The organism is Ottowia beijingensis (assembly GCF_042680925.1).
Taxonomy (GTDB): domain Bacteria; phylum Pseudomonadota; class Gammaproteobacteria; order Burkholderiales; family Burkholderiaceae_C; genus Ottowia; species Ottowia beijingensis.
Window position 1 is genome coordinate 469,758 of the sequence record NZ_JBHUEP010000007.1, and the last position, 25,812, is coordinate 495,569.

The following is a 25,812-nucleotide window of genomic DNA, read 5'->3' on the forward strand; positions in this document are numbered from 1 at the left end:
AGGCGGATTGGCCGAGAGGCGCAATCCGCCTTTTTATTTCCACCAATCGGAAAGATGTTTATCATGGAAAAATTGAGTAACATGAAAAAAACCTCTGCAACCGCAGCAAGCTACAAGGGCGTGATCAACCACTTCAATGAAAGCGGCGATCAGATCAAGTGGTACTTTGAGCAACTGCCATTATTGGTCAAGGACTTCCCATAACAGTATGTCTTGCGTATGCATTCCTGAAAACGGAGCAAGCTCAGAATCGAGCGCTCTATTGCGGTGTCGTTAAGCTGCATGGTGCTGACGGCGAGGTTGCAGACAATGCCATCAACAAGCAGCATTTAACCAGAGATGGTTTTCGGCTTCTTTATAAAAACGTCTTTGGGCATGCCTTGAATGACAGCACCTCAGAAAAAATTAAAAAAGCGGAGAGAGTCAGAGATCGAGTCATTCATGGGAAGCAGGTTTCCGACCCTGATATGCGTCAAGCCATTATTGATGTTATTGAATATGCAAAGGCTTTGAACAAAGATTTAAAGGCGGCTGCAGGGTTTGAGCCGTTTGGCGACTTGCGGGGATTCAAGGGCAGAGCCCAGTCGCTCGAAAAGTCCACTACAATTTGGCTCCTCAAGGGTTTAGGATTTACCGGCGGGGGAAATTAGGGTTGGAAAAAATAGGGTCAGATACCAATTTTCTTCAAGCTCGAAAAGGTGAATTGGCCGAGAGCTTCAATCCATTTTCTTGTTTGATCAATTGGATGCTCATCGAGGTCAAGCATCCAAGTGTTTTTATTCACTCTTCAAAAATTTCCTGCAAGGCGGCCAGGGTGGCACTCAAGGTTTTGGCTGAGACCGCTCCCAGCTTTTTGGCCAGGCGAATCTTGTCCACGGTTCGCATTTGATCGAGCACGATCAGCCCTTGGGTGCCTGCGTGGGTGACGGGCACACGAAATGGGGCAGCGAAGCCTTGGGAGGTCATGGGCGCGACGATGACGGTGCGCAGATGGTCGTGCAGTTCGGCCGGCGAGATGACCACGCAAGGCCGCGTCTTTTGAATCTCGCTGCCGACCGTGGGGTCGAGGTTGACCAGCCAGATGTCTCCGCGTTTCACCATGACAGGTCCTGGTCGGCCGCGTTGCCGAACTCGCCCATCAGCAGGGCATCGTCACCCGCTGCGGCGATGGCCTGCGCAGCCTCTGCCCAGCCGGCACGCGCCAGTTTGGCGGGCCGGCGCAGCACGATGGCGCCTTGCTCGACCGAGACCATGGCCGTGCTTGCACTGTCCAACCCCGCCTGGGCCAGCAAGGCCTTGGGCAAAACCACGCCTTTGCTGTTGCCGATGGTGCGGATCACGATGTGCATGATGGAACTCCTGAGGTTTCAACAATGTTACCACTTCGGGGCGGGTCGACTTGTGATTCCGCTTCGGTAGAAAACGGGGCGCCATTGGCAGGAAATCGGGGGTGGATACGAGTTGCCCTGCGATGCAAACAGGGCATGGCCTCTACACGATCCGACGCCTGCTACCCCAGGGTGACATCCAGGGTCAGATAACGATTTGCAGCATCTGAGTGAAATTCGGCTCCAAGGCAGTCAGGGCAAGCGCGAAAAGCTATTCTTTTTGAAGCGATCGGTGGACTGAGGCGCCGCATGGTCCCCCGGTGCCGCAGCGCCTGCGCGGGTGGGCGCACGGTATCATCGCCGCTTCGCTTTCGCCCCTCTTTCCGGCCCCGCGGCCCGCTGCGCCAGTGCGTCTCAACTCCATCAAGCTCTCGGGCTTCAAGTCCTTCGCCGAACCCACCAACTTCATGCTGCCCGGCCAGCTGGTGGGCGTGGTGGGCCCCAACGGCTGCGGCAAGTCGAACATCATGGACGCGGTGCGCTGGGTGCTGGGCGAATCCAAGGCGTCGGAACTGCGCGGCGAGTCGATGCAGGACGTCATCTTCAACGGCACCACCACGCGCAAGCCGGCCTCGCGCTCGTCGGTCGAACTGGTGTTCGACAACGCCGACCACCGCGCCGGTGGCCAGTGGAGCCAGTTCACCGAGATTTCCGTCAAGCGCGTGCTGACGCGCGACGGCAACTCCAGCTACTACATCAACAACCAGCCGGTGCGCCGGCGCGACGTGCAGGACGTGTTCCTCGGCACCGGCCTGGGCCCGCGCGCCTACGCCATCATCGGCCAGGGCACCATCAGCCGCATCATCGAATCGCGCCCTGAAGAGCTGCGCCTGTTCCTCGAAGAAGCCGCCGGCGTCAGCAAATACAAGGAGCGCCGCCGCGAGACCGAGAACCGCCTGGCCGACACGCGCGAGAACCTGACGCGCGTCGAAGACATCCTGCGCGAACTGAACGCCAACCTGGAGAAGCTGGAAAAGCAGGCCGAGGTGGCACAGCAGTACCGCAGCCTGCAATCGGCGGCCTCGCTGAAGCAGAACCAGCTCTGGTTCTTGAAGCGTGCCGAGGCCGAGGAAGGCCAGGTCAAGCTCAAGGCCGACGCCGAGAAGGCCGTCAACGACCTCGAATCGCGCGTGGCCGACTTGCGCCATGTCGAGTCCGATCTGGAAACCATCCGCCAGGCCCACTACGCCGCTGGCGACCAGGTGAACCAGGCGCAGGGCCTGCTGTACGAGGCCAGCGCCGAAGTCGGCCGGCTGGAGGCGGAGATCCGCTTCGTCGTCGAAGGCCGCCAGCGTGCCGAGGCGCGGCTGGTGCAGTTGAAGGAACAAGTCGCCCAGTGGGCCGCACGCAAGGACGAGGCCGAAGCCGAGATCGAGAACCTGGCCGCGCAGGGCGCCGAGGCCGAAGAAAAATCCATCACTCTGGCCGCGCAGCTCGAAGAGCAGCAGGGCGCCTTGCCCGATTTGGAAGAGGCGCTGCGCGGCGCGCAGGCCAAGTCGGCCGAGCAGCGCACCGCCGTCGGCCAGGTGCAGCAGCAGATTCAGGTGCTGGCCGCCGAGCAGCGCGGCATCGAGGAGCAGACGCGCCAGTTGAACGCGCGGCGCGAAAAGCTCAGCGCCGACAAGAACGCACTGGCCGCGCCCGACGAGCAGCGCCTGCTGAACCTGCAGCAGCAACTGAGTAGCGCGCAGGAAACGGCCGAAGTCACCGACGCCCGCCTGGGCGAGCTGCAGGACAGCGTGCCGCAGCTCGATGAAGCTCGCCGCGCCGCGCAGCAGGCCGTGAACAGCGAAAGCGCCAAGCTGGCCGATCTGTCGGCCCGGCTGGAGGCGTTGAAGGCGCTGCAGGAAAAGGTGAAGACCGACGGCAAGCTCAAGCCCTGGCTGCAGAAGCACGGGCTGGACGGCCTGCAGGGCCTGTGGAGCCGCATCCACGTCGAACCCGGCTGGGAGAACGCGCTGGAAGCCGCGCTGCGCGAGCGCATGAGCGCGCTCGAAGTCAGCCGCCTCGACATGGTGCGTGCCTTCGCCGCCGATGCACCGCCGGCCAAACTGGCCTTCTACAACCCGCCCAGCGCCGCGCTGCCCGAGCGCGCCGGCAGCCTGCCGCGCCTGGCCGATCTGCTGCGCCTGCACGACTCGGGCCAGAAGGCGCTGCTGTCCGACTGGCTGGCCGGCTGCTACACGGCCACCAGCCTCGAAGACGCTCTGGCCGCCCGCACCCAGTTGCAAAGCGGCGACGCCATCTATGTGAAGGATGGCCACTGCGTCACCGCGCACAGCGTCAGCTTCTACGCGCCCGATTCCGAGCAGGCCGGCCTGCTGGCGCGCGCGCAGGAGATCGAGAACATCGAGAAGCAGCTGCGCGCGCAATCGCTCATCAGCGACGAAGCGCGCAACGCCTTGGTCAAGGCCGAGGCCACCTACAGCGACGCCAGCCAGCGCCTCGTCACCACGCGCCGCGAGGCCGCCGAGGCGCAGCAGCGCGCCCACGAGCTGCAGGTCGAAACCCTGCGCCTGACCCAGCTGGCCGAGCAGACCCGCGCGCGCAGCGAGCAGATCGCCGGCGACCTGGCCGAGGTGGATGCTTCGCTGGGCGACCTGCAGGAGCGCCGCGTGACCGCCGAGGCGCGCTTCGAAGAGCTGGACATGCAGCTCGCCGACACGCAGGAGCGCCACGCGCAGCTGGACGAGCGCGTGATCGAGGCCGAGCGCAAGCTGGCCGAGGCGCGCGAGCAGCAGCGCACGCTGGAACGCCAGGCGCAAGAGGCCACCTTTGCCCAGCGCAGCCTGGAAGCGCGCCGCGCCGAACTGGCCCGCACCATCGACACCGCCGGCCAGCAGACCGCCGGCATCGAGGCCGAGCAGCAGCGCGCGCAGGAAGAGCTGACGCGCCTGACCGACGCCGCCGCGCAAGCCGGCCTGCAAAGCGCGCTGGCGCTGAAGCTGGAGCGCGAGCAGGCCCTGGGCGCACAGCGCAGCACCTACGACGACCTCACCGCCAAGCTGCGCGCATCCGACGAGCGCCGCCTGACGCTGGAGCGCGAGCTGGACCCGCTGCGCGCCCGCATCACCGAGCTGCAACTGAAAGAGCAAGCCGCCCGCCTGGGCACCGAGCAATACACGCAGCTGCTGACCGACGCCGAAGCCGACCTGGCGGCCGTCGAGCAGTCCATCACCGAAGGCAACGTGCGCCTGCAAGGCCTGCAGGGCGAGATCGACCGCCTGCACCGCGACGTGCAGGCGCTGGGCGCCGTCAACCTGGCCGCGCTGGACGAGCTGACCACGGCGCGCGAGCGCAAGCAATTTTTAGATGCGCAGAACGCCGACCTGACCGAGGCGATGACCACGCTGGAAGACGCGATCAAGAAGATTGATGGCGAAACGCGCGAGTTGCTGGGCAGCACCTTCAACACCGTCAACGAGCATTTCGGCCGCATGTTCCCCGAGCTGTTCGGCGGCGGCCACGCCAAGCTGGTGATGACGGGCGAGGAAATCCTCGACTCCGGCGTGCAGGTGCTGGCGCAGCCGCCGGGCAAGAAGAACCAGACCATCCACCTGCTCTCGGGCGGCGAGAAGGCGCTGACAGCCATCGCGCTGGTGTTCGCCATCTTCCAGCTCAACCCGGCGCCGTTCTGTCTGCTGGACGAGGTGGACGCGCCGCTGGATGACGCCAACACCGAGCGCTATGCCAAGCTCGTCACCAAGATGAGCGGCCAGGGCACGCAGTTCCTGTTCATCAGCCACAACAAGATCGCCATGGAAATGGCCGAGCAGCTGATCGGCGTGACGATGCAGGAGCAGGGCGTGTCGCGCATCGTGGCGGTGGACATGGAAAGCGCCGTCGGCATGGCTGAAACCGTCTGATGGGATGATGGCTGCGTGACCACCCCGCTCCAGCGCCATCGCACGGGCACCGCGCCATGCGGTGACGGGGCGAGGCGTCGGCACTCCAATAACCATAGCTGCCTGCGCTTTCCGCACAAGGTTTTCAGACGTTTTTCATTTGAAAACAAGGCGGGACTAGCGCAAGCCACTATCAAAACCATATCTATGCCAACCGCAGGCGTGGCCAGCACCACGTTCTTCCCCTTGGCACGGCGCATCTTGGGAGAGCGTCCAACATGAGTTCCTTGCAAGTGGGCCTGGCCGTGGCCGGCGGGCTGATTCTGGGCGGCGTGATCGCCTACAACACCTGGAACGCGCGGCGCAACGAGCCGCGGCAGGCGCAGCCCGAGTCGCAGCCCGCGCCGCTGGTGGCCGAGCGGGTCGAGCCCACCATCGACGGCAGCAGCGGCGCGCCGGCGCCCGAGCGCGTCGAGCCTGCGTTCGACACCCCGTCGGCCCTGCAGCCGCTGGGCCCGCTGCCCGTGCCCGACAAGCGCCCGCGGCTCGATGCACTGATCGACGTCATCGCCCCCATCGCGCTGGATGGCCGCGTGGTCTCGGGCGATGCGCTGCTGGCCGCGCTGCCGGCCACCCGCCGCGTCGGCAGCAAGCCCTTCGCCGTCGAGGCGCAGAACGAGGACAGCGGCGAATGGGAACACCCCATCGCCGGCCAGCGCTACACCGCGCTGCAGGCCGGCGTGCAGCTGGCCAACCGCACCGGCGCGCTGAACGAGATCGAATACTCCGAATTCGTCATGAAGGCGCAGCGCTATGCCGATGCCGTGGGTGGCGCGCCGGACTTCCCCGACATGCTGCACGAGGTGGCCCGCGCGCGCGAGCTGGACCAGTTCGCCGGCCAGCACGATGCGCAGCTCGGCTTCACCCTGCGCGCGCGCGGCTCGGCGTGGAGCCCCGGCTTCGTGCACCAGCAGGCTGCGCGGCTGGGCTTCGTGGCCGGCGTCATCCCGGGCCGCATGGTGCTGCCGTCCAGCGAGCCCGGCCTGCCGCCGGTGCTCGATCTCAGCTTCGACCCGCAGGCCGCGCTGTCGGAAGACCCGGCGCATTCGGCCATCCAGGAGGTCACGCTCAACCTCGACGTGCCGCAGGTGCACCGCAACGAGCAGCCCTTCGCGCGCCTGCGCGACGCCGCCTTCGCGCTGGCCGAGGGCATGGGCGGCGTCATCACCGACGACGCCGGCCAGCCCCTGCGCCCCGAGATGATCGACACCATCGGCGCCGACCTGGAACGCCTGTACGACACGCTGGACGAGCACGACCTGGCCGCCGGCTCGGCTCAGGCGCGCCGGCTGTTCAGTTGACAGCCCCCTGAGGCGCTCGCGCGCCTTGCCCCCTTCTCTCGCTGCGCGGGAAGGGGGGCAACGCCAGCGGGCGGGCCAAGCCCTTCCACGGCGTTCCTCGCGTGACCTGCTCCGCGGCGATTGGCTGGGCTGGCTGCGCAGTCCGGTGTTGACTCCCTCCCCCGCTGGGGGAGGGCCGGGGTGGGGGCCAGCGGCGCTCATCCCGACAGCAGGCCCGCTGTGATTTCCATGGTCAAATAGCCCTTCCGCGCCCACCCGACAAGCGCATGCAGCTATGAATACTGAAGCATCCATCGAAGCCCGCGCCGCCGAGTTGCGGGGCCTGATCCAGCGCGCCGCGCACCAGTACTACACGCTGGATGCCCCCGAGCTGCCCGACGCCGAGTACGACCGCCTGTTCCAGGAACTGCAGGCGCTGGAAGCCGCGCACCCCGAGTTGCGCACGCCCGATTCGCCCACCCAGCGCGTGGGCGGCGCGGTGCTGGCGGGCTTCACCCCGGTGCGCCACGCGCTGCCCATGCTCAGCATCCGCACCGAGACCGACACCACGCCCGCCGGTGCCGAGAAGTTCGACGAACAGGTGCGCAACCACCTGGCCAGCGAGCAGCGCCGCACCGAACTGAAGCCCACCGACCCCCGCTACCGCGCCGAGCCGCTGTGCGCCGCCGCGCAGGCCGCGCTGGCCGGCGCGCCCATCGACTACGTGGCCGAACCCAAGTTCGACGGCCTGGCCATCAGCCTGCGCTACGAGCACGGCGTGCTGGTGCAGGCCGCCACGCGCGGCGACGGCGAGACGGGTGAGGACGTGACGCAGAACATCCGCACCATCCGGCAGATTCCGCTGCGGCTGGCTTCGCTTCATCCCCCGCTGGCGGAGGGCGGGGGTGGGGGCAGCACCGCGCCCTTGGCGAACCAGCCCCTCACCCCAGCCCTCTCCCCAGAGGGGCGAGGGGGCAAGACCACGGACGCTGAGACGGCCGTGTCTTCACGCCCTCTCCCGCTGGCGGGAGAGGGCCGGGGTGAGGGTGGCGGCTGGCCCATCCCCCCGGTGCTCGAAGTCCGCGGCGAGGTCTACATGCGCCGTGACGACTTCGAGGCGCTGAACGAGCGCATGCGCGAACGCATGGCTGCCGGCGACAAGGCCGCGAAGACCTTCGTCAACCCGCGCAACGCCGCGGCCGGCGCGGTGCGCCAGCTCGATTCGGGCATCGCGCGCCAGCGCCCGCTGAGCTTCTATGCCTATGGTCTGGGCGAGGTCACGTCGCCCGACGCGGGTGGCCCGGATTTCGCGGCGCACTGGCAGGTGCTGCAAGCGCTCAAGGCCTGGGGTTTTCCCGTTTCCGACCTTGTGCAGCCAGCGCAGGGCGCTTCTGAGTTGATAGCATTCCACGCCGCCGTGGCCGCCCAGCGCGACAGCCTGCCGTTCGACATCGACGGCGTGGTGTACAAGGTGGACAGCCTGGAACTGCAGCGCGAGCTGGGCTTCGTCACGCGCGAGCCGCGCTGGGCCGTGGCGCACAAGTACCCAGCGCAGGAGCAGCTGACCACGGTGCAGGCCATCGACGTGCAGGTGGGCCGCACCGGCAAATTGACGCCCGTCGCCAAGCTGGCCCCCGTGTTCGTCGGCGGCGTGACGGTGACCAACGCCACGCTGCACAACGAACTGGAGGCGCGCCGCAAGGACGTGCGCGTGGGCGACACCGTGGTGGTGCGCCGCGCGGGCGACGTGATCCCGGAAGTCGTCTCGGTGCTGGCCGACAAGCGCGTGGACGGCGCGCCCGAGTTCAGCATGCCCACGCATTGCCCCGTGTGCGACAGCGCCGTGGTTCGCGAAGAAGGCGAGGCCGACCACCGCTGCACCGGCGGCCTGTTCTGCGCCGCGCAGCGCAAGCAGGCGCTGCTGCATTTCGCCAGCCGCCGCGCCATGGACATCGAGGGCCTGGGCGAGAAGCTGGTCGAGCAACTGGTCGACGGCAATGTCGTCAAGGCGCTGCCCGACCTGTACCGCATGGGCTTCGTCGCCCTGACCGCGCTGGAGCGCATGGCCGCCAAGTCGGCGCAGAACCTGCTGGATGCGCTGGAAAAATCGAAGCAGACCACGCTGGCGCGCTTTTTGTTCGCGCTCGGCATCCGCCACGTCGGCGAGACCACGGCCAAGGACTTGGCGCGCCACTTCGGCACGCTCGACGCCATCATGGCCGCCAGCACGGACCAGTTGCTGCAGACGCCCGACGTCGGCCCCGTGGTGGCCGAGAGCATCCACACCTTCTTCCAGCAGCCGCACAACCGCGAGGTGGTCGAACAGCTGCGCGCGGTCGGCATCACCTGGCCCGAAGGCGAACCGGCGCCCGCCGCGCTGCTGCCGCTGGCCGGCAAGACCTTCGTGCTGACCGGCACCCTGCCCACGCTGAGCCGCGATGAGGCGAAGGAAATGCTGGAGGCTGCCGGCGCCAAGGTGTCGGGCAGCGTCAGCAAGAAGACGCACTACGTCGTCGCGGGCGAGGAGGCCGGCAGCAAGCTGGACAAGGCGCGCGAACTGGGCGTGGCGGTGATCGACGAGATCGAGATGCGTGCGCTGCTGGGCGACGCTGCATGAGTGGCGCGCCGGGCATCCGCCTGGGCATCGACCTCGGCGGCACCAAAATCGAGATCGCCGCGCTGGACGGGCACGGCGCCTTTCTGCTGCGCGAACGGGTGGCCACGCCGCAGGGCGATTACGCAGGCACGCTGCGCGCCATCGCGGGGCTGGTGGCGCAGGCCGAGCAGCGCCTGGGCGCGACGGGGCTGCCGCTGGGCATCGGCATTCCGGGCAGCCTGTCGCCGCTGACGGGCCGGGTGCGCAACGCCAATTCCACGGCGCTCAACGGCCAGCCGCTGCGCGAAGACCTGCAGGCGCTGCTGCAGCGCCCGCTGGGGCTGGAAAACGATGCCAACTGCCTGGCGCTGAGCGAGGCCACCGACGGCGCTGGCGCGGGCGCCGAAGTGGTGTTTGCCGCCATCCTGGGCACCGGCGTGGGCGCGGGCATCGCCGTGCGGGGGCAGGTGCTGCACGGGCGCAACGGCATCGCGGGCGAGTGGGGGCACAACCCGCTGCCGCCCGAGCCGGGCGAGCAGCGCGCACCGCGCGTCTGCTGGTGCGGGCGGGCGGATTGCGTGGAGACCTGGCTGTCCGGCCCCGCGCTGGCGGCCGACCATGCGGCGATGACGGGGCAGCGCCTGGACGCGGCGCAGGTGGTGGCCGCCATGCGCGCGGGCGATGCGGCGGCGCAGGCCAGCGTCGAGCGTTACGCGGCCCGCCTGGCGCGCGCGTTGGCGCAGGTGATCAACCTGCTCGACCCCGACGTGATCGTGCTGGGCGGCGGCATGAGCAACGTGGCGGCGCTGTACGACGCGGTGCCGCGCCTGTGGGCGCCGCAGGTGTTCAGCGACAGCGTGCGCACGGTGCTGGCGCCGGCGCGGCACGGTGATTCGTCGGGCGTGCGCGGTGCGGCGTGGCTGGCTGCTCGACCGGAAGTATCAAATGGATAGCTGCTTGCGCTTGTTGGGCAATGGCTTGAAGCCGTTTGTACCTTGAAGTTGGGGCCGCTTGCGATGTCGCGCAGCCCGGCGTGCTTTACATGACCGGACTACCATGCGGTGGTACGGGCAGCTTCCAGGAAGCGGCTGCCCGGTGTTGAAGCCTTACAGGAGCAGCGGACATGGCGGTTGAGTGTTCATCTTCCCTGACACGGCGCGTGGCGCTGGGTGCGGCCGGTGCCGCACTGGCATTGCTGGGCGGCTGCGTGGTGGTGTCGGCCGAGCCGTACGAGATCGGCGCGCCGGTGGTCTATTCGGGCGCCGCCTATGCGCCGTACTACGGCAGCGCGTATTACGGGGCGCCGGCGTATTACTACGGCGCGCCGGGCTACTACCCCTACTGGCGCCCCAGCGTGTCGCTGGGCATCTGGGGCGGCTGGGGTGGCGGGAGCCACTGGCACGGCCGGGGTGACCGCCACTGGCGCGGCAACCCCGGGCGCGGCGGCAGCCATTGGCAGGGCAACCCGGGCCGCGGTGGCAACCACTGGCAGGGCAACCCCGGTCGCGGGGGCGGCAACTGGGGGCGCGGCGGCGGCTTCCGGGGCGGGCGCGAGGGCGGTGTCCGCCGGCCCTGAGTGCGCGACGGCCGCGCATGCCCGATGATCGCGGCATGGCCATTCACGACATCCTGAAAATGGGCGACGCGCGCCTGCTGCGCGTGGCGCAGCCGGTGCGCGCTTTCGACACCGACAAACTGCACCTGCTGGTGCGCGACATGTTCGAGACCATGCACGCCGCCAATGGCGCCGGTCTCGCGGCGCCGCAGATCGGCGTCGACCTGCAGCTGGTGATCTTCGGCACGGGCGCCATGAACCCGCGCTACCCCGACGCGCCGCCCGTGCCGCGCACGGTGCTGTGCAACCCCGTCATCACGCCATTGTCGGACGAGGAAGAGGAGGACTGGGAAGGCTGCCTGTCGGTGCCCGGCCTGCGCGGCGTGGTGCCGCGCTGGCGGCGCATCCGCTACAGCGGCTTCGACCCCTACGGCGACCCCATCGAGCGCGATGCAGAAGGCTTTCATGCCCGCGTGGTGCAGCACGAGTGCGACCACCTGATCGGCACGCTGTACCCGATGCGGGTGCGCGACTTCACGCGCTTCGGCTTCACCGAGGTGCTGTTTCCCGGCCTGAACGCCAGCGACGACTGACCGCCGCCGCGCGTGCTATCGGCGCGCCCAAAAAAGAGGGCCCTTGCGGGCCCTGTACCTTTGGAGGAGGTAAAACCTGTCGAGGCGTCGACGCCTCAGATGCTTTCGCCGCCCTGCGGCAGGTCGGCCAGTGTGCTGGCGGCTTTCGGTTTGCCGAAGCTGCCGCCCAGGCGCACCGTGGTGGGTGCGGGCGAGTCGCGGTCGATCACGCGCGATGCGCTGGAGGGCGCCTGGGCCATCTGGTCGTTGGTCAGCACGCGGCGTGCGCCGTTGAAGCGGGTCTGCCAGTAGCTGATGTTCATGTTCTCGACGCGCACCTGCGAGCCGGTGCGGGGCGAATGGATGAACTTGCCGTCGCCCATGTAGATGCCCACGTGGCTGTAGGCGCGGCGCATGGTGTTGAAGAACACCAGGTCGCCCGGCTTCAGCTCGGCCTTTTCGATCTTGGCGGTGGCCGCGGCCTGGTCGGCGGCGGTGCGCGGCAGCACCAGGCCCATGGTCTGCTGGAACATGGCGACCACGAAGCCGCTGCAATCGAAACCCGTCTCGGCCGAGGTGCCGCCCAGGCGGTAGGGCACGCCCAGCGCGCCCATGGCGTTCTTCATCAGATCGGCGGCGCGGTCGGTGGCCTGGTGGATGGTGTCGCCCAGCCGGGCAACCAGGCCTTTCTGCACCAGCAGTTTCTCGATTTCATCCTGGCCGGGGGCGGCGTGCGCGGCGGGCAGGGCGGTGGCGGCAAGCAGAGTCAGCGCGGCAAGTTTCTTCTTGGACATGAACCTGATGTGTGTCGAAGGCTTCGTCAGCAAAAAAATTGGCCTGAAAGCCTGGGAGCACCCGCCGCAGTGAGCCTGTTGCGAACGCTTTCTTATTAATGGCTACCCTGTTCAGGGGAGCTGGCGTAGTGTAGGACAAGGCGCCGTTCACCTGTCCTTGCAAAACCCGCCGATTATCAAGGGTTTACCTGGAAGATGCCGTTAAAAACACACGCTGATACGTGTTTATCACCGATCGCTGATATGGCGCAAAGCCGGTGCGCTGGCAGATGGCACGCGCCGCGGCGGCGCTGCCGGCGTGCGCGGGCCGGTCGCAGTCAGCACAATGGGCCTGTGGCGGCTGGTGGGCCGCGCAGCATGAAAAGGAGAAAAAATTGCCTTCAAGCCATAACAGACATGCGCAAACAGCTATTAAATTGGTAGTAACCGGGCTGGCCTTGGGCGGCGTGGGGTGGTCTGCCATGGCGCAGACACCCAAGGCGCAGACCGTGGCCAGCGGCCTGCAGCACCCGTGGGCGGTGGCCTTTCTGCCCGAGGGGCGCTTTCTGGTGACCGAGCGCCCCGGCCGCATGCGCGTGGTGGAGCCCGACGGCAAGCTGCAGCCGCCGCTGCAGGGCCTGCCCGAGGTGATGGCCGGCGGGCAGGGCGGCCTGCTGGACGTGATCACCGATGCGGACTTCGCCCGCAACCGCACCGTCTACTTCTGCTTCAGCGAGCCGGGCAAGGGCACCAGCAACAGCACGGCGCTGGCGCGGGCGCGCCTGTCGGACGACAGCAAGCGGCTGACCGACGTCAAGGTGATCTTCAGCCAGCAGCCCAAGTACAGCAGCAGCCTGCACTTCGGCTGCCGCATCGTCGAGCGGCGGGTGGATGGCCAGCCGGATGGCACGCTGTTCATGACGCTGGGCGACCGCTTCTCGCGCCGCGACGACGCGCAGACGCTGAACAACCACCACGGCAAGGTGATCCGCGTGGGCAAGGACGGCAGCGTGCCCAAGGACAACCCCTTCGTCGGCCAGGCCGGCGCGCTGCCCGAGATCTGGAGCTACGGCCACCGCAACGGCCAGGGCGCCACCTGGGGCCCCGATGGGCAACTGTGGATGCACGAGCACGGCGCGCAGGGCGGCGACGAGATCAACCTGCCGCAGCCCGGCAGGAACTACGGCTGGCCGCAGATCAGCCACGGCGTGAACTACGGCGGCAGTCCGGTGGGCACGGGCAAGAGCGCCGCGCCCGGCATGGAGCAGCCGCTGCACCACTGGACGCTCTCCATCGCGCCCTCGGGCATGGCCTTTCTGACCAGCGACCGCTACGGCCCGGCGTGGCAGGGCAACCTGTTCGTCGGCTCGCTGAAGTTCCAGTACCTGAACCGCATCGAGCTGAAGGACGGCAAGGTGGTGGCCGAGCACAAACTGCTGGAGGACGTGGGTCAGCGCATGCGCGACGTGCGCCAGGGGCCGGACGGGCTGCTGTACGTGGTGACGGACAGCCCGAACGGGCGGCTGATTCGCGTGCTGCCGCTGTGAGGGTGGCGAGGGGGTGAGCGGTGGGGAGCAGGCAGATACTCCCCTTGTAGGTAGTCGACAGCGCCCGTGTGATGGGTGCTGGAGATACATACTCCCTTATATGGTTCGTACCGTTTGGCGTTCAAGTCAATGACAAATGACCGCGGCTGGCGCCGCATGACAAATGACGAATGCGCCATTTGTCATTGAACCTAGAAACGGCAGTTGACCGCTTGTCATCCTTGGCTACCCCGCATGAGCACTGACTTTCACGGCTTCGATCACGTTCACCTGTTGGGTGAGCGCGCTATGCGCCCGATCGCGCCGCGCTGGCCGCGCCATGCGGCGTTGCTCGTCGTTGCAGGCAGTAGCCTGCGGCCTCCTCGCGCCTTGCCTGGCACGCCCAGCACGGCACGCTCGGGCGCATCCAACTGCCGTTTCTAGGTTGAAGCGCAGCGAAGTCATTCGTCATTTCGTCATTTCGTCAGGCTTACTTGAAGCCCACGCGGTCCAGCATCTGCTGCACCTTCACCTGGTTGGCGCCGACGGCGCTGATGGGGATGGTCTCGGCCTTGAACTGGCCGCCGCCCGTCATCGACTTGAGGGCCGGGTTCTCGGTGACCACGCCCTTGGCCACGGGCCACTCGTTGTTGCCGTTGGCAAAGTAGTTCTGCGCCGACGGGCTGGCCAGGTATTCGAGGAACTTGATCGCATTCGCCTGGTTCTTGCTGTGCCGTGCCACCGCCGCGCCGGCGATGTTGACGTGCGTGCCCCAGGTGCTCTGGTTGGGGAACACCACGCCCACCTTCTCGACCACGGCGCGGTCCTCGGGCTTGTCGGAGCGCATCATGCGCGCCAGGTAGTAGCTGTTGGTCACGCCGATCTGGCATTCGCCGCTGGCCACGGCCTTGATCTGGTCGGTGTCGCCACCCTTGGGCGAGCGCGCCATGTTGGCCACCAGGCCCTTGAGCCAGGCCTCGGCCTTCTGCGCGCCCAGGTGCTCGGTCACGGCGCCGAACAGACTCAGGTTGTAGGGGTGCGCGCCGCTGCGGATGCACAGCTTGCCCTTGTGCTTGGGGTCGGCCAGTTCTTCGTAGGTGTCGACGTCTTCGGGCTTGATCTTGACCTTGTCGTACACCACCACGCGCGCGCGGGTGGAGAAGCCGAACCACGGAATGCCGCCATCGGCCGCCGGCGTGGCCCGCAGGCTGGCGGGGATGGCGTCTTCGAGCAGCTTGGACTTCACGGGCAGGAACAGCCCGTCCTGCTCGCCGCGCCACAGGCGGGCCGCGTCCACCAGCAGGATCACGTCGGCCGGCGAGGCGCTGCCCTCGGCCTTCAGGCGCGCGATGATGCCGGCGTCGTCGGCATCGACGCGGTTGATCTTGATGCCGGTGGCGTTGGTGAAGTCGGCGTACAGCGCCTCGTCGGTGGAGTAATGGCGGGCCGAGTAGAGGTTCAGCTCCTGCGCCTGCGCGGCGGCGCCCCACACCAGCGACGCCAGCGCGGCGACCGCGACCACTTGCTTTTTCATGCTGTGCATTCCTTGATTGGATGAATTGTGAACGGGTGGATGATAACGTGAACAAGAATGGTTCTCAATCGTCATGCTTGATGCAACGCAACAAAAAGTGGCGCGGTTGACACCGCGGGGGCCGTTCGGTGGGGCGGGCGCCGCGGCCGCACCGGCGCCGATGACGAATTCCAATTCCAGATCAAAGCTGCCATATCTCGTCATTCCGGCGCAAGCCGGAATCCAGACGGCGTGTGCGGAGAAACATGGATCCCGGCCTTCGCCGGGATGACGGTGATTGACGCATTGAATTGGAAATGGAAGAAGGCGGTGCCAGCAGCGGTCATAAAAAAAGGGCTGATCTTGCGATCAGCCCTTGAAGGGATCCCTGAACCTTGCGGTATCGAAAGGACCCGAGGAGACAAGCGTATGGTGTCTTCTTGCACCAGAGCAAAACCGACGGGTGGTGTGGGCTTTGCTCTGGCCACTTTGCCGGCTCGGTGAACCGGCAAAGTGCCTGGGTCAGTTCTGAAGGCCGTGCGGTCTGCAGCTTGTGCGCAGACCGTGGCTTACAGAATCAGCGCTTCTTGGCAGCGGCCGAGGCGCTCTTGGCAGCGTTGGTGGCGCTGGTCGTCACGGCGGCGAAGTTGGCTTCGGCCACGTCGGAAGCCTGCTTGACAGCCTTCTGCACCGACTCGAACGCGTTGTTGGCGGCGGCCACGGCGCTCTTCATCATGGCGACGGCGGTCTCGGAGCCAGCGGGGGCGTTCTTGGCGGCGTTGTCCACCAGGGCGGCGAACTGGGCCTGGCTCTCGGCAACCTTGCCTTCGAAAGCCTTGGTGAACTCGGTGCTGGTGCCCGAAGCGATGTCGTACAGATGACGGCTGTAGGCAGCGGCCTTCTCGGCCAGCGGCTGGAACAGGCTGGCTTGCAGCGCCAGCAGCTCTTGCGCGTCCTTCACGGACAGCATGGCTTGCGTGTGCTGGGCAGACTCGTTCAGGGCGGCCTTGGTGGCTTGCAGGTTCAGCTCAACCAGCTTTTCCATGCCTTCGAAGGCCTTGGAAGTCAGGCCATACAGGGTTTCCATGTTGGCTTTCTGGGAAGCGACGAGTTGTTCGGGGGTCAGCATAAATATCTCCTGGACAATGGTGGATAGGAACTCGCTTGGATTGCCGCTCCTGAACCACTTCTTATGTTGCAGTGCAGCATGGGATGGATTTTAGGGCCTGGGGCGGTGATTGCAAGCCGTTTTGGTGCGGCGCAGCATTTTTAGATGCGGTGTTCTAAATCCGGACAACGCCGTGCAGGCGCGGCCCGCGCCCGGTTGTCATGAAAGCGTTCTATTCCATCCAGTTCGTGCTGCCGCTGCCGCCGGGGCACCGCTTTCCAATGGGCAAGTACGCGCGCCTGCGCGACCGGCTGGCCGCCGAGCGCCCCGAGGTGACACTGGCGCAGGCCGAGCCCGCCAGCGACGCCGATCTGGCGCTCGCGCACACGCCGGCCTACATCGCCGCCGTGGCGCAGGGCACGCTGGAGGCGCGGGCGCAGCGCGAGATCGGCTTTCCGTGGAGCGAGGCGATGGTGGAGCGCTCGCGCCGCTCGGTGGGTGCCAGCGTGCAGGCGGCGCGCGTGGCGCAGCACGAGGGCGTGGCGGCCAACATCGCCGGCGGCACGCACCACGCCAGCGCGGCCGCCGGCAGCGGCTACTGCGTGTTCAACGACGTTGCCGTGGCCGCGCGCCGGCTGCAGCACGATCTGATGGCGGCACAAGGCCTGGCACGCCCGCCGCGCGTGGCGGTGATCGACCTCGACGTGCACCAGGGCAACGGCACGGCCAGCATCTTTGGTGGCGACGCCAGCGTGTTCACGTTGTCGCTGCACGGCGAGAAGAACTTCCCCTTCCGCAAGGTGGCGGGCGACCTGGACGTGGGCCTGCCCGACGGCACCGGCGACGCGGCGTATCTGGACGCGCTGGATCTGGCGCTGGTCGAGCTGGACAGCCGCTTTCGCCCCGATGCCGTGTTCTACCTGGCCGGCGCCGACCCGCACGAGGGCGACCGCCTGGGCCGCCTGAAGCTGACTTACGACGGCCTGCTGGCGCGCGACCGCCGCGTGTTCGAGTGGGCCTGGGCGCGCCGCCTGCCGCTGGCGCTGAGCATGGGCGGCGGCTACGGCCACGACATCGCCACCACCGTGCAGGTGCAGATGAACACCTTCGACATCGCCGCCGAATACTGGCGCCGCTGGCAGAATGCAGCGCGATGAACAAGCCCGCCCGCCCCCAGCCCGAGCCGCGCGACGCCTACCGCGCCTTCCGCACCATCACCACCCGCTGGATGGACAACGACCAGTACGGCCACGTCAACAACGTCGTCTACTACTCGTGGTTCGACACCGCCGTGAACGCGCACCTGATCGAGCAGGGCGTGCTGGATACGGCGAAAAGCGAGGTCATCGGCCTGGTGGTGGAAACGCAGTGCCAGTACTTCGAATCGCTGGCCTTCCCGCAGGCCATCGAGGCCGGCATCCGCGTGGCGCACATGGGCAGCAGCAGCGTGCGTTACGAGGTCGGCCTGTTCGCCGAAGGCGCGCCGATGACGGCGGCCAAGGGCCATTTCGTGCATGTGTATGTCGATCGCGCCACGCAGCGGCCGGTGCCGCTGCCGGCCAACCTGAAGCAAGTTCTGGAGCAACTGCAATGTCCCAAGTAAGCGCCAAGATCAATGACCCGGCCAGCGTCGACGCGGCCATCGAGAACCGCTTCTCGGCCCGCGCCTTCCTGCCCACGCCGGTGCCGCGCCAGGTGCTCGAAAGCATCCTGCACGTGGCCAGCCGCGCGCCCAGCGGCACCAACGCCCAGCCATGGAAGGTGTACGTGCTGCAGGGTGCGAAGAAGGATGAACTGGTGCAGAAGGTGTGCGCCGCGCACGACGAGCTGCGCCAGCACCCCGAGCTGGAAACCAAGTTCCGCGAGGACTACGACTACTACCCGCGCCACTGGGTCGAGCCCTACCTGGGCCGCCGCCGCCAGAACGGCTGGAGCCTGTACGGCCTGCTGGGCATCGGCAAGGGCGACAAGGACGCCATGCACGCGCAACACCAGCGCAACTTCCGCTTCTTCGACGCGCCGGTGGGCCTGATGTTCACGCTCGACCGCGTGATGGGGCAGGGCAGCCTGGTGGACTACGGCATGTTCCTGCAGAACATCATGCTGGCGGCGCGCGCGCGCGGCCTGCACACCTGCCCGCAGGCGGCGTGGAACAACTTCGGCTCCATCATCCTGCCGCTCATCGGCGCCTCGGCCGAGGAGATGCTGGTGTGCGGCATGTCGCTGGGCTATGCCGACGAAAGCGCGCCGGTCAACAGCTTTTTCACGCCGCGCGAGCCGGTGCAGACGTTCACGCACTGGGTCGAATGAACGGCCTGGCGCAGGGCCAGGGCTTGTGTTTGAGTTTGTGTTTGTGGGAGCGGGCTTGCCCGCGATCAGGCGTTGGTTGCGACGAGGCGCCTCATCGCGGGCAAGCCCGCTCCCACATGAATGCAAATTTCATAGTGGGTAGCGCTTGCTGCACACTGGTTTCAAGCCAAAATGACCTGAAACCATTGTCTTATGGGCGCGAGCAGCTATCAAAACAGGATTGGCTTCACCCCGCCAGGAGCGCCTGCCAGCCCGGCCATGCCGCACGGTCGATGGCGAACTTGCGCGCAGCGCCGCCCCAGCGCTCGCCGCGTTGCATGGCCTCGGCAAAGGCCGCGCCATCGACTACTTGCGTGCCGCACAGCCGCGTCACGCCGCGCTCGAACAGCGCATCGGGCCACAGCCCGGCCGATGGGCCGATGAGGGCGAACTCGGTGGCGGCGGGGCAGGCGGCCAACATGGCGTCCAGTGTGCCGTTCAGCAGCATGGTGGAGGTGGCGACGATCTTGTTGCACGGCGCCAGCGCGGCGCGGTCCAGCGTTGCCAGGATCTGCGGGAATTCGGCCTGCAGCCGTTGCACCTTCTGCGCATCCAGCTCCACGATCGATAGCGCAGCGCCCACGTTCAGCACCTGCCGCACCAGCGGCGTGAAGCCGCCGATCATGCCCAGGTGGTCGCCCGGCGCCAGCGCCACGTCGCCCACCGAGTTGTCCGCGGCCGGCGGCGCGTAGCCCAGCCGCCGCCAAGCCGATTGGGTGAGGGCGTTGATGGCGGCCAGCGCCAGCGCGTTGGCGGCGCCGTCGCTGCCGCCGAACGCGGCCGCCAGCGCCAGCGCATCGGCGCCGACCAGCGGCGGCGCATCGCCCGCGCCGGCGGGCCGGTGGCGCGCGATCAGCTGCGCCAGCGACTGGTCGAGCAGCACATAGGACAGCCCGAAGGCGCCGTCGGCCAGCTCGATGGCGCAGAACTCGGCTTCGCGCGGGCGTTCGGGCAGCACCGGCGGCAGGTGCAGGCGGCGCACGCGCGGGGCGGGCAGGTGCCGGTCGATGGCGCGCAGCTGGCGCAGCAGGGCGGGGGCGAGGGGTTCGCGGGGCATGCCGCATTGTGCGGGCGCGCGGTGCAATGTCGTTACACTGCCATGCACCGCCCCCGACGAATGGGGCGCCGCGACGAGAGAGACACCCCCCATGCCCGGCATCATCCAAAGCCTGCTCGACACCGACCTGTACAAGTTCACCATGATGCAGGCGGTGCTGCACCAGTTTCCGGGCGCCGAGGTCGAATACAAGTTCAAGTGCCGCTCGCCCGACGTACAGCTGGCGCCGTATGTCGACGAGATCCGCGACGAGATCCGCCAGCTGTGCGAGTTGCGCTTCACCGGGGACGAGCTGGCCTACTTCCGCTCGATGCGCTTCATCAAGAGCGATTTCGTCGACTTTCTCGGCCTGTTCAAGCTGAACGAGAAGTACATCACCCTCACGCCGCAGCCCAACGGCGAGATCGACATCCGCGTGCGCGGCCCCTGGCTGCACACCATCATGTTCGAGATTCCGGTGCTGGCCATCGTGAGCGAGGTGTACTACCGCAACACCGCGCCCGGCCTGGACCTGGCCGAGGGCCGCCGCCGACTGGATGAGAAGCTCCGGCTGGTCGAAACACCCGCGCTGCACGGCATCCGCATCGCCGACTACGGCACGCGCCGGCGCTTCTCGCGCGAATGGCAGCGCGAGGTGCTGCAGACCATGCAGCAGCGCCTGGGCGCCACCGGGCAGCTCACCGGCACCAGCAATGTGCTGTTCGCCAAGGAACTGAGCATGCGCCCCATGGGCACCATGGCGCACGAATACCTGCAGGCCTGCCAGGCGCTGGGCCCGCGCCTGCGCGATACGCAGGTGTTCGCGTTCGAGAAGTGGGCGCAGGAATACCGCGGCGACCTCGGCATCGCGCTGTCGGACGTGTACGGCATGAACGCCTTTCTGCGCGACTTCGACATGTACTTCTGCAAGCTGTTCGACGGCGCGCGGCACGACTCGGGCGACCCCTTCAAGTGGGGCGAGCGCATGATCGAGCACTACGCCGCCAACCGCTGCGACCCGCGCACCAAGACCATCATCTTCAGCGACGGCCTCACCATCCCGCGCTGCATCGAGCTGTTCGAGCGCTTCGACGGCCGCATCCAGGTGGCCTTCGGCGTCGGCACCAACCTGACCAACGACGTCGGCCCCGAGCCGCTGCAGATCGTGCTGAAGATGATCGAATGCAACGGCCAGCCGGTGGCCAAGATTTCCGACACGCCGGGCAAGACCATGGTGGAGGACGAGGGCTACCTGACCTACCTGCGCCAGGTGTTCGACCTGCCCGCGCCGCCACCGGCGGTGCCCATCAACCGGCCGGCGCCGCTGTTGCGCTGATCGGTTTGCTATGTTAAAAGTAGCTGCCCGCGCTTGACTGGCGGGCGCTGAGTCCCGATTTCATTCACAACCAACCTGCGACTTCAAAGGCATGAATCCAGCAACCACCACCATCACCCGCCGCCCATCCCTGTGGTTCAGTCGCCTGGGCGCGCTGCTGATGCTGCTGGCGCAGGCGGCACCGGCGCAGGCTGCATCGCTGGACGGCAGCCAGCTGTCGGTGCTGTGGGCCGTGCCCTTCGTAGGCATCCTGCTGTCGATCGCCATCTGGCCGCTGGTGGCGCCGCAGTTCTGGCACCACCACTTCGGCAAGATCGCGGCCGCCTGGGCGCTGGCGTTTCTGGTGCCGTTCGCGCTGACCTTCGGCCCCGCCGTGGCGGCCGAGGGCTTCGTGCACGCGCTGCTGGCCGAATACATCCCCTTCATCCTGCTGCTGACGGCGCTGTTCACCGTCTCGGGCGGCATCTACATCCGCGGCAACCTGCACGGCACGCCGGTGCTCAACACCGGCATCCTGCTGGTGGGCGGCATCCTGGCCAGCATCATGGGCACCACCGGCGCGTCGATGCTGCTGATCCGCCCGCTGATCCGCGCCAACGACAACCGCAAGAGCAGCGCGCACGTCGTCATCTTCTTCATCTTCATCGTCAGCAACATCGGCGGATCGCTCACGCCGCTGGGCGATCCGCCGCTGTTCCTGGGCTTCCTGAAGGGCATCACCTTCTTCTGGACCGCGGCCCACATCTGGCCCGACACGCTGTTCCTGATGGTGGTGTTGCTCATCATGTTCTTCCTGCTCGACAGCTGGATGTACAAGAACGAGGGCGTGCGGCGCGAAGACCCGACGCCCGACGACGCCCGCTTCGGCTTCGACGGCGCCATCAACTTCGTGCTGCTGGGCTGCGTGGTGGCGCTGGTGCTGATGAGCGGCGTGTGGAAGCCCGGCGTGGTGTTCAACATCTACGGCACCGACGTGGCCCTGCCCGGCGTGGTGCGCGACATCGGCATGGTGGTGGTCACCTTCATCTCGCTGGCCATCACGCCGCGGGGGGTACACGCCAGCAACCAGTTCAACTGGGAGCCGATGAAGGAGGTGGCCAAGCTGTTCGCCGGCATCTTCCTGACCATCATCCCGGTCATCGCCATGCTGCAGGCGGGCGTCAACGGCCCGTTCGGCGCCGTGGTGCGCGCCGTCACCAACGCCGACGGCTCGCCCAACCCGGCCATGTACTTCTGGGCCACCGGCATCCTCAGCGGCTTCCTCGACAACGCGCCCACCTACCTGGTGTTCTTCAACACCGCCGGGGGCGACCCGGTGCAGCTGATGGGCCCGCTGGCCACCACGCTGGCGGCGATCTCGGCCGGCGCCGTGTTCATGGGCGCGCTCACCTACATCGGCAACGCGCCCAACCTGATGGTCAAGGCCATCGCCGAGGACCGCGGCGTGAAGATGCCCAGCTTCTTCGGCTACATGGCCTGGAGCTTCGGCATCCTGGTGCCGCTGTTCGTGATCCTGACCTTCCTGTTCTTCCGCTGACGCGGCGCGCCCGCCACCGCAAGAGAACCCGAGCCGATGCGCTCGGGTTTTTTCTTGCCACGGCTTCGTGACAGGCGTGTGTCCGCGGCACTGGGGTCGTTCCGTACGGAACCGTGTCAGCTTGTCCGGGCCGCGCGCCTGGGTTGCAATCGCCCGCATCGTCATACCGCGCATGCAGGAGAGCAGTCAATGGCCGGGCCCATCGGACCTCGCGTCATTCCCCACTACCAACCCGCGCCGCCGCGCCAGGAGAACTGGCTCCAGACCAGGCTGCGCCAGGCCGACCAGACGCGCAAGAACTTCGTCAGCGACCAGCTGGCACGGCTGAAGCCGGTCACGGACGGCATCGGGCAGCTCACCAGGGAGAAAAGCTGGGGCGACAAGATCGCCCGGCTCGACAGCAAGGGCGACACGGCGGTGTCCAGCACCGCCGCCGACGCCAAGGCCGAACTGTCGGGGGCCCTGCGGCTCACGCGCGGCCGCTCGGCGGTCAAGGGCGGTGCGTCGGCGGCACCGGCCGCGGGCGGCAAGAGCAAGGTGGACGCCGACGTGCTGATCACCGCCAAGGGCCAGGTCAAGCACAGCATCAGCGTCCAGCGCGACGCCGACACTGCCAACAGCACCTACACCGTCAGCTACGCCAAGTCCAGCGCCGCGGGCATGGGGCTGGAGGGCGTGCTCAAGGTCGGCAAGGGCGCCGGCCCCACGCTGCCGGGCGGCCTGCCGATGGGGTTCGAGGGCAAGCTGAAGGGCGAAGGCGCCCCAAAGTGACCAACACCGTGGAGATGAGGTTCGCCAACGCCCAGGATGCGGCGCGCGGTGCCGAAATCAACGAGCGCGTGCAGGCGGCCGACATGACCGACGACGCCGTGCGCGCCGGGGCAGTGGCCCCGGGCATGGGTTCGGTCGCGGCGCTGCCGCTGGCGGCCCACAATGCCCAGCTCATCGACAGCAGCCCCAACAACCTGGTGAACGGCCTGAGCGAGCATGGCCGCGTCAACCCCGGCCTGCTGCGCGCCGCCGGGGTGAGCGATGCCGACATGAAGTTCCTGCAGGACCACATGACGGCACAGGAGTTCTCGGTCGCGCAGACGCAGCGCATGGCGCTGGAGGGCAAGGCGGACGCCGAGCTGTCGAAGCTGACGCAGAAAATCCCGCTGGCGTCCAAGCTGCAGACCAAGGGCGCCGAAGGCGCTGAATTGCGCGGTGACCGCGAATCGACGTTCACCCGTCGGGTCGACTACCCGAGCACCACCGCGCCGGGTTCGATCACCGACCGCATCGACGTCACCGACCGCGCCACGCTGAAGGTGCGCGATGGTGGCGAGAAGGCGCAGGCCGACAAGGGCAAGTGGGGCGGCCTGCCCATCAAGCCCTACGGCCAGTCGGTGTCGGACGGCATCTACGACCTCGGCAGCATCACCACGTCGATGTCGCGCAGCACGGCGGTGGCGCCGGGCACCGTGGTGGACGCCGGCACGCTGGCCACGGCCAACACCGGCAGCCAGCAGCCCATCACCGTCAAGCAGACCATGCTGACCGCCGACGTGAGCGAACTGGCCCAGTTGAGCGGCGACGAACGGCGCGACATGCACAAGACGTCGACCGAGTACGAGGTGGCGGCCGACAAGGCGCCGCACCTGCTCGCCGGCACGGTGGCGGGCTTCAGCCATGGCACCGTGCACCTGCTCGACCCCAAGCTCACCGCGGTGCAGACGGGCGAACTGGTGATGCGCGACGGCCAGCACACGCAGACCGGCTTCAAGGGCGGCCTGGACGGCGTGGCGGGCGTGGAGGGCACGATCATCCGCAGCTCGGGCATCGACGACTACGCCAAGGCACCCGAGGCCAGTCAACCGCCCGAGCAGCCGCAGCCGCAGCCGGAACAAGCGCCGTCACCGGAGCCGTTCCGCATCCAGGTGCAGCCGTACCGCGGCGCCAACATCCGCAGCGAGCCGTCCATCGACGCCGGCAAGGTGGGCATCGTGCAGATGGGCTCCTTCCTCGACGCCACCGGTCAGAAGCAGGTGGACGCCGAAGGTCAGGAGTGGCTCAAGGTCAAGGGCCGCAACCAGACCGACCAGGTGAAGGAGGGCTGGGTGCGCGGCGACATGGTCAAGACCTACGAGGCCGAGCGCGGCAACAACGACAACACCGGCCGCATGAACCCCTCGCGCGACGGCCAGCGCACCGTGACGGTGAAGGAGGGCGACAACCTGTGGACCATCGCCCGGCGCGAGAAGGTCGGCTACCCGCGGTTGCTGGAAGCCAACCCCCACCTGCTGGACCGCGCGGTGATCTTCGCCGGAGATTCGGCGTACCTGCCCGCGGGCCGTTGATCCACAAATGCTATCAAAATAGGAGCTTCCAGCGCAGGCCAGTACTGCGCTGGAGGCTCTTTTTTTCTATAGATCGGTGCGCAGCCGCCACAGCTCGGGAAACAGCACCACGTCCAGCATCTTGCGCAGATAGCTCACGCCGCCCGTGCCGCCGGTGCCGCGCTTGAAGCCGATGATGCGCTCGACCGTGGTGACGTGGCGGAAGCGCCAGAGGCGGAAGGCGTCTTCCAGGTCGGTGAGTTTTTCGGCCAGCTGGTACAGGTCCCAGTGCTGCTCGGGCGCGCGGTACACCTGCAGCCACGCGGCCTCGACGGCGTCGCTGGCTTCGTAGGGCTGGGTCCAGTCGCGCTGCAGGTGGCCGGCGGGCACGGCGAAGCCCGCGCGGGCCAGCAGGCGCAGCGCCTCGTCGTACAGCGAGGGCGCCTCGTGGAACGAGCGCACCAGCGCCAACCGCTCTGGGTGGTGCGCGTGCGGCTGCAGCATGGCGGCGTTCTTGTTGCCCAGCGCGAATTCGATGCAGCGGTACTGAAAGCTCTGGAAGCCGCTGGACGGGCCCAGATAGGGCCGGATGGCGCTGTATTCGGGCGGGGTCATGGTGGCAAGCACATCCCAGGCGTGCACCAGCTGCTCCATGATGCGGCTGGCGCGCGCCAGCTTCTTGAAGGCGGGCGGCAGGCGGCTTTCGCGCACGTCGGCGATGGCGCTGCCGAGTTCGGTCAGCAGCAGCTTCATCCACAGCTCGCTGGTCTGGTGCTGGATGATGAACAGCATCTCGTCGTGCGCGGGCGACAGCGGGTGCTGCGCGCTCAGGATCTGGTCGATGTGCAGGTAGTCGCCGTAGCTCATGCTGCCCGAGAAGTCGAGCTGTGCCTTTTCCTGGTGGACGATGGATTCGGGGGTGGTCATGGGGGCTCCTTGGGGCGTCGAGGTTCAACAGTCGGACGCAGAGGACGCAGAGATGACGCAGAGGGCGCAGAAGAAGAACCAAACTTTTTTTTG

23 protein-coding genes are annotated in these 25,812 nt (G+C 67.3%); 16 read left to right on the top strand and 7 right to left on the bottom strand.

All coding sequences use genetic code 11. The annotated features are described in order from the left end of the window. Positions 1-63: 63 nt before the first annotated feature. Together ACFSCU_RS11585 and ACFSCU_RS11590 are read left to right on the top strand one after the other, a co-directional pair. A complete protein-coding gene (locus ACFSCU_RS11585) occupies positions 64-204 on the top strand; it encodes a hypothetical protein (RefSeq protein ID WP_377560742.1) in 141 nt (46 codons plus the stop codon). A 176-nt stretch (positions 205-380) separates the two neighbouring features. Next, on the top strand, positions 381-650 hold the full coding sequence (locus ACFSCU_RS11590) for a hypothetical protein (RefSeq protein ID WP_377560744.1): 270 nt from the start codon (positions 381-383) through the stop codon (positions 648-650). A gap of 130 nt (positions 651-780) precedes the next feature. Here ACFSCU_RS11590 and ACFSCU_RS11595 read toward each other — a convergent pair whose 3' ends face one another. Together ACFSCU_RS11595 and ACFSCU_RS11600 are read right to left on the bottom strand one after the other, a co-directional pair. Further along, positions 781-1,101: a type II toxin-antitoxin system PemK/MazF family toxin gene (locus tag ACFSCU_RS11595; RefSeq protein ID WP_377560745.1), complete on the bottom strand. Its 321-nt coding sequence runs from the start codon at positions 1,099-1,101 to the stop codon at positions 781-783. Beyond that, positions 1,095-1,349, bottom strand: coding sequence for an AbrB/MazE/SpoVT family DNA-binding domain-containing protein (locus ACFSCU_RS11600; RefSeq protein WP_180551315.1), 255 nt, complete (start codon positions 1,347-1,349; stop codon positions 1,095-1,097). The genes ACFSCU_RS11595 and ACFSCU_RS11600 overlap by 7 nt, the downstream gene beginning before the upstream one ends. Positions 1,350-1,735: 386 nt before the next feature. On the opposite strand from ACFSCU_RS11600, the gene smc reads away from it, so the two are divergent. The 6 genes from smc to def all read left to right on the top strand — a co-directional run bounded on the left by smc (position 1,736) and on the right by def (position 11,317). Continuing rightward, positions 1,736-5,254 carry a chromosome segregation protein SMC gene (smc, locus tag ACFSCU_RS11605; RefSeq protein WP_377560746.1) on the top strand — a complete coding sequence of 1,173 codons (3,519 nt, stop codon included), beginning with the start codon at positions 1,736-1,738 and terminating at the stop codon, positions 5,252-5,254. Between the two features lie 257 nt (positions 5,255-5,511). Next, positions 5,512-6,594, top strand: coding sequence for a cell division protein ZipA C-terminal FtsZ-binding domain-containing protein (locus ACFSCU_RS11610; RefSeq protein WP_180551316.1), 1,083 nt, complete (start codon positions 5,512-5,514; stop codon positions 6,592-6,594). Positions 6,595-6,868: 274 nt separating this feature from the next. Continuing rightward, positions 6,869-9,190 (top strand): NAD-dependent DNA ligase LigA, encoded by a 2,322-nt coding sequence (ligA, locus tag ACFSCU_RS11615; RefSeq protein ID WP_377560747.1) that lies wholly within the window; start codon positions 6,869-6,871, stop codon positions 9,188-9,190. Then, entirely contained in the window at positions 9,187-10,122 is a 936-nt protein-coding gene (locus ACFSCU_RS11620) for an ROK family protein (RefSeq protein WP_377560748.1), read from the top strand. The genes ligA and ACFSCU_RS11620 overlap by 4 nt, the downstream gene beginning before the upstream one ends. A 170-nt stretch (positions 10,123-10,292) precedes the next feature. Then, the gene (locus tag ACFSCU_RS11625) at positions 10,293-10,745 is read left to right on the top strand and encodes a hypothetical protein (RefSeq protein ID WP_377560749.1); all 453 of its coding nucleotides are present in this window, start codon (positions 10,293-10,295) and stop codon (positions 10,743-10,745) included. A gap of 35 nt (positions 10,746-10,780) precedes the next feature. After that, positions 10,781-11,317: a peptide deformylase gene (def, locus tag ACFSCU_RS11630; RefSeq protein ID WP_180551318.1), complete on the top strand. Its 537-nt coding sequence runs from the start codon at positions 10,781-10,783 to the stop codon at positions 11,315-11,317. Positions 11,318-11,412: 95 nt separating this feature from the next. Here def and ACFSCU_RS11635 read toward each other — a convergent pair whose 3' ends face one another. After that, positions 11,413-12,090: a C40 family peptidase gene (locus ACFSCU_RS11635; RefSeq protein WP_377560751.1), complete on the bottom strand. Its 678-nt coding sequence runs from the start codon at positions 12,088-12,090 to the stop codon at positions 11,413-11,415. A gap of 461 nt (positions 12,091-12,551) precedes the next feature. Here ACFSCU_RS11635 and ACFSCU_RS11640 point away from each other — a divergent pair, with 461 nt between their 5' ends. Continuing rightward, positions 12,552-13,616: a PQQ-dependent sugar dehydrogenase gene (locus ACFSCU_RS11640; RefSeq protein ID WP_377560918.1), complete on the top strand. Its 1,065-nt coding sequence runs from the start codon at positions 12,552-12,554 to the stop codon at positions 13,614-13,616. A 469-nt stretch (positions 13,617-14,085) separates the two neighbouring features. Here ACFSCU_RS11640 and ACFSCU_RS11645 read toward each other — a convergent pair whose 3' ends face one another. Beyond that, on the bottom strand, positions 14,086-15,129 hold the full coding sequence (locus tag ACFSCU_RS11645; protein WP_257645867.1) for an extracellular solute-binding protein: 1,044 nt from the start codon (positions 15,127-15,129) through the stop codon (positions 14,086-14,088). Between the two features lie 556 nt (positions 15,130-15,685). Further along, complete coding sequence (locus tag ACFSCU_RS11650) at positions 15,686-16,237, bottom strand: phasin family protein (RefSeq protein WP_180551320.1); 552 nt, start codon at positions 16,235-16,237, stop codon at positions 15,686-15,688. A 200-nt stretch (positions 16,238-16,437) separates the two neighbouring features. Here ACFSCU_RS11650 and ACFSCU_RS11655 point away from each other — a divergent pair, with 200 nt between their 5' ends. From ACFSCU_RS11655 to ACFSCU_RS11665, 3 genes are read left to right on the top strand one after another with little or no spacing between them, the layout of a single operon-like run. Continuing rightward, complete coding sequence (locus ACFSCU_RS11655) at positions 16,438-17,373, top strand: histone deacetylase family protein (RefSeq protein ID WP_377560752.1); 936 nt, start codon at positions 16,438-16,440, stop codon at positions 17,371-17,373. Continuing rightward, positions 17,370-17,819, top strand: coding sequence for an acyl-CoA thioesterase (locus ACFSCU_RS11660; protein WP_180551321.1), 450 nt, complete (start codon positions 17,370-17,372; stop codon positions 17,817-17,819). Before ACFSCU_RS11655 ends, ACFSCU_RS11660 begins: the two co-directional genes overlap by 4 nt. Continuing rightward, positions 17,807-18,526, top strand: coding sequence for a nitroreductase (locus tag ACFSCU_RS11665; protein WP_333707231.1), 720 nt, complete (start codon positions 17,807-17,809; stop codon positions 18,524-18,526). The genes ACFSCU_RS11660 and ACFSCU_RS11665 overlap by 13 nt, the downstream gene beginning before the upstream one ends. A 226-nt stretch (positions 18,527-18,752) precedes the next feature. On the opposite strand, the gene ACFSCU_RS11670 is transcribed toward ACFSCU_RS11665, so the two are convergent. Continuing rightward, positions 18,753-19,622, bottom strand: a complete 870-nt coding sequence (locus ACFSCU_RS11670) for a Rossmann-like domain-containing protein (protein WP_180551322.1) — start codon at positions 19,620-19,622, stop codon at positions 18,753-18,755. Positions 19,623-19,713: 91 nt separating this feature from the next. Here ACFSCU_RS11670 and pncB point away from each other — a divergent pair, with 91 nt between their 5' ends. The 4 genes from pncB (at position 19,714) to ACFSCU_RS11690 (ending at position 24,813) form a co-directional block, all read left to right on the top strand. Further along, entirely contained in the window at positions 19,714-20,937 is a 1,224-nt protein-coding gene (gene pncB, locus ACFSCU_RS11675; RefSeq protein WP_180551323.1) for a nicotinate phosphoribosyltransferase, read from the top strand. Between the two features lie 160 nt (positions 20,938-21,097). Further along, positions 21,098-22,474 (top strand): sodium:proton antiporter, encoded by a 1,377-nt coding sequence (locus ACFSCU_RS11680; protein WP_333707721.1) that lies wholly within the window; start codon positions 21,098-21,100, stop codon positions 22,472-22,474. Positions 22,475-22,663: 189 nt separating this feature from the next. Continuing rightward, positions 22,664-23,245, top strand: coding sequence for a hypothetical protein (locus ACFSCU_RS11685; protein WP_180551324.1), 582 nt, complete (start codon positions 22,664-22,666; stop codon positions 23,243-23,245). Further along, a complete protein-coding gene (locus tag ACFSCU_RS11690) occupies positions 23,242-24,813 on the top strand; it encodes an SH3 domain-containing protein (RefSeq protein ID WP_180551325.1) in 1,572 nt (523 codons plus the stop codon). Before ACFSCU_RS11685 ends, ACFSCU_RS11690 begins: the two co-directional genes overlap by 4 nt. Before the next feature lie 66 nt (positions 24,814-24,879). On the opposite strand, the gene kynA is transcribed toward ACFSCU_RS11690, so the two are convergent. Next, positions 24,880-25,719, bottom strand: a complete 840-nt coding sequence (kynA, locus tag ACFSCU_RS11695; RefSeq protein ID WP_180551326.1) for a tryptophan 2,3-dioxygenase — start codon at positions 25,717-25,719, stop codon at positions 24,880-24,882. Positions 25,720-25,812: the final 93 nt, after the last annotated feature.